Origin of the sequence: Psychromonas aquatilis, from assembly GCF_038155185.1 — a bacterium.
GTDB classification, from domain to species: domain Bacteria; phylum Pseudomonadota; class Gammaproteobacteria; order Enterobacterales; family Psychromonadaceae; genus Psychromonas; species Psychromonas aquatilis.
Genome location: NZ_JBAKAZ010000079.1, coordinates 1 through 9,353 on the forward strand (window position 1 = coordinate 1; position 9,353 = coordinate 9,353).

The 9,353-nt window shown below is 37.5% G+C and carries 9 protein-coding genes; 6 read left to right on the top strand and 3 right to left on the bottom strand.

From position 1 onward, the window contains the following. Nucleotides 1–990: 990 nt before the first annotated feature. A complete protein-coding gene (locus tag V6256_RS13935) occupies nucleotides 991–1,809 on the bottom strand; it encodes a 2-keto-4-pentenoate hydratase (RefSeq protein ID WP_341598834.1) in 819 nt (272 codons plus the stop codon). 318 nt (nucleotides 1,810–2,127) lie between these two features. Here V6256_RS13935 and V6256_RS13940 point away from each other — a divergent pair, with 318 nt between their 5' ends. The 6 genes from V6256_RS13940 (at nucleotide 2,128) to V6256_RS13965 (ending at nucleotide 6,959) form a co-directional block, all read left to right on the top strand. Continuing rightward, complete coding sequence (locus V6256_RS13940; protein ID WP_341598835.1) at nucleotides 2,128–2,823, top strand: ABC transporter ATP-binding protein; 696 nt, start codon at nucleotides 2,128–2,130, stop codon at nucleotides 2,821–2,823. Then, on the top strand, nucleotides 2,823–4,256 hold the full coding sequence (locus V6256_RS13945) for an ABC transporter permease (protein ID WP_341598836.1): 1,434 nt from the start codon (nucleotides 2,823–2,825) through the stop codon (nucleotides 4,254–4,256). Before V6256_RS13940 ends, V6256_RS13945 begins: the two co-directional genes overlap by 1 nt. An 8-nt stretch (nucleotides 4,257–4,264) precedes the next feature. Further along, on the top strand, nucleotides 4,265–4,927 hold the full coding sequence (locus V6256_RS13950) for a DUF3299 domain-containing protein (protein ID WP_341598837.1): 663 nt from the start codon (nucleotides 4,265–4,267) through the stop codon (nucleotides 4,925–4,927). Nucleotides 4,928–5,223: 296 nt separating this feature from the next. Next, complete coding sequence (locus V6256_RS13955; protein ID WP_341598838.1) at nucleotides 5,224–5,823, top strand: flavin reductase family protein; 600 nt, start codon at nucleotides 5,224–5,226, stop codon at nucleotides 5,821–5,823. A 1-nt stretch (nucleotide 5,824) separates the two neighbouring features. Then, the gene (locus V6256_RS13960) at nucleotides 5,825–6,262 is read left to right on the top strand and encodes a thiol-disulfide oxidoreductase DCC family protein (protein ID WP_341598839.1); all 438 of its coding nucleotides are present in this window, start codon (nucleotides 5,825–5,827) and stop codon (nucleotides 6,260–6,262) included. Continuing rightward, complete coding sequence (locus V6256_RS13965; protein ID WP_341598840.1) at nucleotides 6,225–6,959, top strand: SDR family NAD(P)-dependent oxidoreductase; 735 nt, start codon at nucleotides 6,225–6,227, stop codon at nucleotides 6,957–6,959. Before V6256_RS13960 ends, V6256_RS13965 begins: the two co-directional genes overlap by 38 nt. Nucleotides 6,960–6,982: 23 nt before the next feature. On the opposite strand, the gene V6256_RS13970 is transcribed toward V6256_RS13965, so the two are convergent. Next, complete coding sequence (locus tag V6256_RS13970) at nucleotides 6,983–7,378, bottom strand: DUF2391 family protein (RefSeq protein WP_341598841.1); 396 nt, start codon at nucleotides 7,376–7,378, stop codon at nucleotides 6,983–6,985. Nucleotides 7,379–7,427: 49 nt separating this feature from the next. Beyond that, nucleotides 7,428–8,558, bottom strand: a complete 1,131-nt coding sequence (locus tag V6256_RS13975) for a DUF3541 domain-containing protein (RefSeq protein ID WP_341598842.1) — start codon at nucleotides 8,556–8,558, stop codon at nucleotides 7,428–7,430. Between the last annotated feature and the right edge of the window lie 795 nt (nucleotides 8,559–9,353).

The window sequence follows — 9,353 nt, forward strand, 5'->3', positions numbered from 1 at the left end:
CTTGTCAGAAGAGAAAGAAGCAAAGAGACTGACTCCGAGTTGTTTTCTGATCTAAGCTCAATAATGTGGTTTTAACGCACCACCTCAGGAAGCACATCCCTGTGCTTTCTGAGGCTACGGCAAACGTCCTGTTTGCTGTTGCTAACCACATTATTGCGCTTAGGAAAACGCAACGGAGGCCGATGGATATCGCGATAGTGTAATGCGTATTTTTTTGTTTAATGACTTCGGTTATTTTTGAAAAATAGTTTAATCGATAGGACTTTACAGTTTCTAATAATTAATGCTTTTACTTGGAGCGGTGACTTTTAGTCTCCCTGCTTGCATAAAAAGCAAAAACCAATACTTCAACTCGGGGCGGTGGCTTTAGCCTCCCTGCTTGCGTCAAACCAGAAAACCAATACAAAATTCATCGAGTAAAATGCAGCAAGGTAACTGACGAAGTGGTTTGTTTTATTCATAGCCTCCCTGCTTGCATCAAACCAGAAAACCAAAAAAATTCATCGAGTAAAATGCAGTAAGGCAACTGGCGAAGTGTTTCTTTCATTCATAACACCTTCAAGGGAGGCTGAAGCCACCGCCCCAAGATCAAAATATCAAATCCTTCGTCGGGGCGGTGACTTTAGTCTCCCTGCTTGCGTCAAACCAGAAAACCAATACAAAATTCATCGAGTAAAATGCTGTAAGGTAACTGACGAAGTGGTTTGTTTTATTCATAGCATCTTCAAGGGAGGCTGAAAAAAGGAGTCGCAGAGCTCCTCCGCTCAGGAGACTAAGCTGACGCTTAATTCGCCCACCGCCCCGAAGGAACAACAAAGGATACTGAAAAAAGCAGTTGCAGAGCTTCTCTGCTCATGAAACTAAGCTGGCGCTTAATTCGCCCACCGTCCCGGAGTAACTAGTGGATAGTGTTGTTATTCTGAGGCTATAAACAAAAAAAGCGATCCTAAGATCGCTTTTTGATATCGTTTTCTCTATTGTGAGAAAGTATTATTTATTATCAACTAATGTAAAGTTCATTGTTGATACATCACCGAATTTAACTGTTGATGTTGAACCGACTAGTGTTTCATGTACACCTGTGATTGCACCTGAGCTACATAGAGAGCCTGCTGGTAATGTAATGCCACGCTCTGCACAACATTCAATCATAAATGCAAAAGCTGACATTGGACCATTTAAAATACCGTCTGTTGCAGCAGTATTAATTAGCTCATCATTAATCGTTGTACTCGTTTCCATTGATGTGATTGCTGTTTTCCAATCTGGAATAGCTGTACCTAGAATAACACCGTATTGATTACCGATATCTGATGCAATAGCTGTTGGGCCGTAACCATTTAAATCAATAACCGGGCTACTTGCGATTTCAATACCAGCATAAACCGCTTTAACTAAGTGCTCAACACCCTCTGCAGTATTGATGCTACCTGGTGCGATATCTTGATTTGTTTCAATCACTAACTCAGGTTCAATAGCAATAAAGCCACCAGCAAACACAGGTAATTCAAATGCTTCACCAGTCGATTGAGCTTCAGTTAAGTCAATACGTACATCTTTAAATACAGGACCTAAGATTCGCTCATTACCCAGTTTTTCACGTAATTCTGGTGGAACCATTCCTACTTTCCAACCAACGATTGGCTGATCAGAAGCTTCGATACAACGATCTTGTACGACATATGCTTCTTCAAGTGTATTTGGGATAGGACCTGGAAAACCGTCTAAAATACGAACATCTTTACGCGCACTTGAAAGTGCATGAGCTAGTTCATTGATTTGATCACTAGTTAAAGGGGTAGTTGACATAAAATACTCTCACAATGGTTTGATAAATTTATGGTTATTTTGCGATAAGTTGATGAAAACCTAAGCGCTAAGAAACCAGTATAAACGTCATACAAGTTCAAACAAAGTGATTATTAAGGCTTTCTACAGTATTTGTATTGATCAACTAGGTTATTTCCTTACATAGATTTGCATTCGTTAAAAACATCAATCTATTTATAAAAAAATATAAAACCAAGTATTTTACTTTGAATAAACTGATTACTTTGTAACAAAAGTATTGTTATATTGTAACAATCAGAAGTTTAATTCCGAAAACTCTTTATATGCGAGATAATAATGATCAATTTGTCTAATTTACGATTTGCTTGGCAAAAAGAAGCAATAATCGATATCAGCAGCCTAAACGTGAAAAAAGGGCAACACCTATTCATTCAAGGCCCTAGCGGTAGTGGTAAAAGTACACTATTAAATTTGTTAGGAGGTGTATTAACTCCGCAATCAGGTGATATCGAGATACTCGGCCAGCAACTAGACGAGTTATCAGCGAGTCAAAAGGACAGCTTTAGAGCCAATCATATTGGCTTTATCTTTCAACAGTTTAACTTAATCCCCTACTTAAGCGTAATCGATAATATTACCCTGCCATGTACTTTTTCTGCACCACGTAAAGCAAAAGCATTAAAACGAAGTGGTAGTTTAGAGAAAGAAGCAACACGTTTATTAGCTGCATTAGGTTTAGACGATGCTGACTTATTAAAACGTAGTGTTAATGAATTAAGTGTTGGACAACAACAGCGCGTGGCAGCTGCTAGAGCAATGTTAGGTAGCCCAGAGATTATTATCGCTGATGAGCCGACTTCAGCATTGGATAACGATCATCGCCAAGCCTTTATTAAAATATTATTTGAAGAATGCCAAAAAGAAGAGATTACACTTATTTTTGTTAGTCATGATTCCACTCTTAAAGACAACTTTACTCATCAAGTGAATTTACAAGATATTAATCAAGTGGCTATTAAGGAGACACTATAATGGCTATTTTATCATTGGCATTTAAAAGCTTACTTAACCGTAAACTAACCTTTTTTATTACTCTGTTTTCGATTGCAATTAGTGTTACGTTATTACTTGGTGTACAAACGCTAAAAACAGAAACTAACAACAGCTTTTTAAAAAGTATTTCAGGCACTGATTTAATTGTTGGCTCTCGTGGTGCTTCATCACAATTATTATTAAGTACGGTTTTTCATATTGGCAATACTCCTAATACTATCGAGTATAAAACCTATAAAAAACTCAGCGAAGCCCCTGCCGTAGACTGGGCAGTACCTATCTCACTGGGCGACTCGCATAAAGGTTATACGGTGATGGGAACTGACCTTAGTTTTTATGATCATTTTAGTTATGCCAATAAGCAAAAATTACGTGTGCAATCTGGATCGATAGACGAAGATATCTTTGCGATTGTTATCGGTTCAGAGGTTGCAAAAAAATTAAATTACAAGATTGGAGATCGAGTTATCGTTACTCATGGCGGCGGGGAGATTGAAGGTCACCACCATGATAATATCCCTTTTTATATTAGTGCCATCTTAGCCCCTTCTTTTACTGCGATCGATCAAACCTTAATTGTATCTTTAGAAGCAATGGCGGCGATGCATACTGATAATCATGACCACTTCGGCGCGTTACCTGGAGAAACGATACTGCCGTCAGATCATGATGGACATGCTGCGCACGAATCACATGAAGACCACGACCATGAAGAGCATGTTGCACACGAATCACATGAAGATCACGACCATGATGACCATGCTGCACACGAAGCGCATGATGACCATGATCATACTGCTCACTCAGCACATCAAGATACGCAGGACCAACGTGTAGCTCGCTTATTAAAAGTGAAACCAGAAAAAATTAACGCTGTTTTTATTGGTTTAACTTCACCTCAAGCAATACTAGGTATGCAAAGTTATATTAATAACTTCAAAGAAGAGCCATTATCTGCAATTATTCCATCAATTGCGTTACAAGAACTATGGGAATTCTTTAGTCTTGCTGAAGTTGCATTAAATATCGTTACCGTTTTTGTTGTATTGGTTGGTTTGCTTGGCATGTTAAGCATCATCTTAATGAGCTTAAATGAACGTCGTCGAGAAATGGCTATATTACGCTCTGTCGGTGCAAGACCAGGACATATTTTTGGTTTAATCATTGGTGAAGCTGGTTTTGTATGTCTCTCTGGTATTTTATTAGGTGTCGCATTGCTTTATATCTTACTCGCCATCTTACAAGCACCATTAGCAGCACATTTTGGCTTCTATTTAGATATTAATATGTTAACTTCTTATGACTTAGGTATTTTAGCAATCATCCAACTTAGTGCGCTGGTTATCGCATTGATCCCAGGATGGTTAATTTATAAATACTCATTATCAGATGGGATGAGTATTAAGTTTTAAGGAAAGAGATGAAGAAGTATTTATTTTTAATTTTATTATTCGGTTTTGCATCACTTGCACGAGCTGAAGAGCCGTTGCCTATTACTTGGCAGGACTTACAAGGGCATGTAGCTCCTTATGTAGATCCCTTTGCTGATTTAACGAACGAGCAGCTCTATAATTTATCTGTTTATGGACGTATCGAACAAATGAAAGAATGGTACCCTACGGAAATTACCGAAGAGATGCTCGAAGAAAGTGAAAAAGCCAAAGCTAAATTGATAGAAGAAGAAATAGATATTGATTATATGTTTGAACAACGTGAAATTATCATTGAGAAGCGCAGAAAAGCGGCATTAGTTACCAATGATTTATTAGCGGATAAAAAAATTCGAATGGCAGGCTATATGCTTGCCTTAGAGTTTGATAATGGTTTAGTGACCGAATTTCTTTTAGTACCAACCATTGGGGCTTGTTCTCACAAACCAGTCCCTGCTTCAAACCAAATCATTTTTGTAAAAGCGGATACAGCGATTACAGCAGGCTCGCCTTTTATGCCAGTAAACGTAACAGGGACACTGCGCATAACGCCACAAATGAAAGACTTATATTTAGTAGATGGCCAAAAAGAGATTCAAATGTCGTATACCTTAGAAGATACTCAAGTGCAGCCTTTTGTCGCGACCCACTAATACAGCTTGAATCTGTTATTTAGTAAAAACCGTAATGCTCTCACATTACGGTTTTTTTATTTTTAGCGATTGATATTTTTATCTATATTAAACCAACAACTCCTGAGCGAATAACCTCAGCTTAATTACATTTACCGCCTCCCCTTTTAATGACTTATCCAATAGCAGTCACTTTATGTTTCTTTTATGGACAGCAGATCTTAAATGAGATCAGCTACGTATTGTTAGTTAATAAAAATAGACTTTAGGAGTTTGTTATCGCTATTCAACACTTCAATCAACAGCACATTAAACATATGCCTACACGACATCGCGCTCGGTTTATTAATAGTTTATCGGGATTTAAAAGTGCTAATTTAATTGCGACACAAGATAAACAAGGCAAGACTAATCTTGCTATCTTCAGCTCAGTCGTGCATTTAGGTGCATCACCAGCATTAGTCGGTTTTATCATGCGTCCTGATACCGGCCAACGACATACACTAGATAACATACTTGAAACTCAGTTTTATACAATTAACCAAGTTTCTGAACGCTTTTATCAACAGGCACATCAAACATCAGCACGTTATCCGAAAGATGACAGTGAATTTGATGTGACAGGATTACAGTGTGATCACATTGATAATGTCCCCTTTGTTAAAGAAAGCGATCTAAAGTATGTGGTTAAACTAAAAGAAATATTACCTATTCCACTCAATAATACCCAAATGGTGATTGGCGAAATTACGGATGTGCTATGTGAAGAAAAGGCACTTAAAGAAGATGGTTATATTGATATCGAAGCATTACAAACCGTTACTGTTTCCGGCTTAGATAGTTACCACACTAGCCAACGTTTAAGTCGATTAAATTATGCTAAACCAGATATTCCAACCTACGAAATAGAGGCTTAAGATGAATACACAACAGCTCACTATTTTCTTTGATGGGCAATGCCCACTATGCACCCTAGAAATGCAAAGATTAAAAGAGCAAGACAAAAACAATCAAATCCTACTTGTTGACTTACACCAAGCGGACTTTGCTACACTTTATCCTGATATCAATGTTGATAAAGGGCTCGCTATTTTACATGGCAAATATAAAGGCCAAATATTGCTAGGGTTGGATGTAACTCACCGCGCATGGACACTAGTAGGGAGAGGCTGGTTAGTTGCCCCACTTCAATGGCCAATTATTAAACCTATTTCCCATCAAGTATATTTATTAGTTGCTAAGTATCGTCAGCCAATTTCTAGCTTTATTTATAAACGTTTTGGTATCGGCATTAAACACTGTGATCAAGGAACCTGTTATGGCAAACCCAACGACATTAATCATCGGAGCAAATAGTGAAATAGCGAAGGCATTAGCGTTACAAACAGTGCATGATAATAATAAGGCATTAATTGTTATCACCCGCGATCCTAGCTTTTATCAACAACCATCATTTACTGATAGCAAAGTTATTACTTTAGCGGATTATCAAGAGCATTCTATTATTGAGGCAATTGATACTATTAAAGCAGGTGCAGAGACGCTAATAACCAATGTGTTTATTTGCCATGGGTTATTACACAACCAACGCGTTATGCCTGAAAAACGCTTACAAGCATTTAATGTGGACAGTTTTAACGAAGTCATTAATGCCAATACCATTACGCCAATGTTATGGTTAAAAAATCTAGTCCCATACTTATCAGGTAAACAAGCTTGTAAAATTATTATTTTTTCTGCCAGAGTAGGCAGTATTTCTGATAATAAAATTGGCGGTTGGTATAGCTACCGAGCCTCTAAAGCAGCCACAAATATGCTGTTGAAATCCGCTGCCATAGAGCTTGCGAGGAGTGCTAAAAATATTAAGCTTATTTCCTTTCATCCAGGTACAACAGATAGTCCTTTATCAAAACCATTTCAGAAAAATGTACCGGAAGGTAAGTTGTTTACTAGAGAATTTGTTGCATCGCAGTTATTTAAGATAGTAGAGGAAAGCCAACTAGATGGACAAGTCAGCTTCCTAGATTGGCAAGGAAAAGAGATTCCTTGGTAAGAATTTTTAAGGAGTAAAGTTTCTTACTCCTTATCAAAACTATCGACTACGATTGCCCCCATCGATGCAGGCATGCTAATAACAATAATGCGTTTAATTGCAGTCCAAGGGGAATCTATAAAGGGTAATTTATTAAGGCATAACAAAACTAAAGCGACAACAAAAGCTGTCATCAAGTACGCAATAACAATACGAAAAATGAAGACAAAGCGCCTGTGCTTAACGTTGGTTTGAAAAACGCTATGGTAGGTATATAAACTTAAAAATAATATTGAGAGCGATAATAACATTAACAAATTTGAAGTTGGCAAAGTCTCACCGAGGTGCCACGCCTCTTCTGAAAAAGACACAGGCACTGCTAACGCAAATGCGCCCACGAATATCTGCCCAGCATCTTCTACATTAAAACTGTATTTCATATAAACCTTTTATTATTAATGATGGTAACCATAAGCTTCTAACAAAAAGCTATTTAGCAATCAAACCGTAAGGCATAGAATCGAACAAATCAGGCTGAGTATTCACTGTTGGCGCTTGATGTACACCTTGCCAATCTAATAGCATAATTGCTAGTACATTACGGTGTTCGCCATTTTTAAGATCAATTCCTCCGTCCACTGAAGGTATTAAGCCGTGTTCTCTGTCTAATGCTTTTTGAATAGCATTTTGTGTTTTTAATACGACGGGATCATCTGCTAAATCAGCGAGTAAAAAGTTAATCCCCACTTCTGCGATCACATCTTCTTTAGTGCGTTCGATAATCATATCAATATTATTTCGATAATAATCATAAATCCATTGAAAATCAGCTTCATTAATAGCGTGTTGATAATATCCTGAAGCGGCAAAGATGATATGTGTTAGACCGTATATTTTATTGGTGAGTTGTTGTTCTGATAATAGGTGATCTTGTTGGTCTGGGTAGGTTTTTCTAAAAGCATCAATAAACTGCTTTGTTACATCTTGCTCTCCCAATTGCTTTAACCAGTATACCTGATTAGCTAACTGAGCAGCCCAAGCTTCTATCATCGCTTGGTCAGTTGCATATTCAGTAAAGTCATAACGACCTATTATCTCTCTTAATTTAGCATCCTGTTGATGTTTTAAACCATATTCATTGGCACGCGCCATAGACCCCAATAAATCCACACCAACATATAGGTATTCAGGCAAATCTTTTGTCACCCGATAACGTAATACACTACGTTCACTTGTATCAGTTAAGTAATTGTTAATGCGTTTTGTTGCATAGTCACTTATTTGCTGTGGCGTATGTACCTCATTACTAAAGTGATTTAAACGGCTAGCGACTCGAGCCATATCAGACCAAATTGCAGCAGCATACTTATCATCTAAAGTCTGACGGTACATTCTCAGTCCATAATGACCAGATTTAAAGGCTGGTAGAGTATATAACTGTGACTCATAGGTTTTACGAATCAAGTCCGCATCTTCTTTAAATGAGGGGTTAGTAATAGCTGTTTCAGTAGATTTTTCAGAAATAGAGTCAATATTAGTATTTTGATTAAACGGTTCAAAATAAGTCACTGTCATCAATAAATATAAAACAACGACTAAGCTAAGTATCAGTGATTTCATCAATATCTCCTTATCCTGGAAGTATTTTTAATACCAATTACATAAACGATTTAAATTTTACGTAGAGAAAATGAGCTAATTTAAGAGAGAAATTCTAATCTTGTTTAATACTCTGACAACGAAGCCATAGATGATTTTAACTAATAGAATAGCTTGCTAAATGAACCTAATAGCTATCGCTACAACATCTTAATAAGCCATTCTTTATGGCTTTTATCAAAGCACAAAGTATTAAGACCTTATTTAAGTGCTTAAGTTTAGATTAAAAAATAGGCACTGTAATATTTAGGTATTGAAGTAAGTAAAACCAGAAAGATTGTTCTGCGATTCGTTTTTCCAGCCTCCCTTGTATTGTCTTAGGGGTGATGGGCGAATTAAGCGTCAGCTTAGTCTTATGAGCGGAGAAATTCTGCGACTCCTTTTTCAGAAACCTTGCTTTGACTTTGGGGCGGTGGCTTTAGCCTCCCTTGTCGATGTAATGAATAAAAGAAAGCACTTCGCTCGTTACCTTGTGCGTTCTTCTTCGATGAATTTTGTTTGGGCTTTTGCTTTGACACAGGCAGGGAGATTAAAGTCACCGCCCCGATACCGCATTGCTTATTAAAGTTAACATAAAGGAGAGTCACTACTTTTTCGCATGTTTAAAGCGATCCTCTATAGAAAATACTAAAAATCTAAGAGGTCTTTTAGGGGCGGTGGCTTCAGCCCCCCTTGAAGATGTTATGAATAAAACCAAGTACTTCGTAAGCGTCTAGCAAACCACACCTATTTTTTGAAATTCCATGGTAACAGGCG

Coding starts and splice junctions, on each gene's coding strand:
- V6256_RS13935 (WP_341598834.1), bottom strand. CDS start 1,809: ATGTCAACTACCCCTTTAACTAGTGATCAAATCAATGAACTAGCTCAT.
- V6256_RS13940 (WP_341598835.1), top strand. CDS start 2,128: ATGATCAATTTGTCTAATTTACGATTTGCTTGGCAAAAAGAAGCAATA.
- V6256_RS13945 (WP_341598836.1), top strand. CDS start 2,823: ATGGCTATTTTATCATTGGCATTTAAAAGCTTACTTAACCGTAAACTA.
- V6256_RS13950 (WP_341598837.1), top strand. CDS start 4,265: ATGAAGAAGTATTTATTTTTAATTTTATTATTCGGTTTTGCATCACTT.
- V6256_RS13955 (WP_341598838.1), top strand. CDS start 5,224: ATGCCTACACGACATCGCGCTCGGTTTATTAATAGTTTATCGGGATTT.
- V6256_RS13960 (WP_341598839.1), top strand. CDS start 5,825: ATGAATACACAACAGCTCACTATTTTCTTTGATGGGCAATGCCCACTA.
- V6256_RS13965 (WP_341598840.1), top strand. CDS start 6,225: ATGGCAAACCCAACGACATTAATCATCGGAGCAAATAGTGAAATAGCG.
- V6256_RS13970 (WP_341598841.1), bottom strand. CDS start 7,378: ATGAAATACAGTTTTAATGTAGAAGATGCTGGGCAGATATTCGTGGGC.
- V6256_RS13975 (WP_341598842.1), bottom strand. CDS start 8,558: ATGAAATCACTGATACTTAGCTTAGTCGTTGTTTTATATTTATTGATG.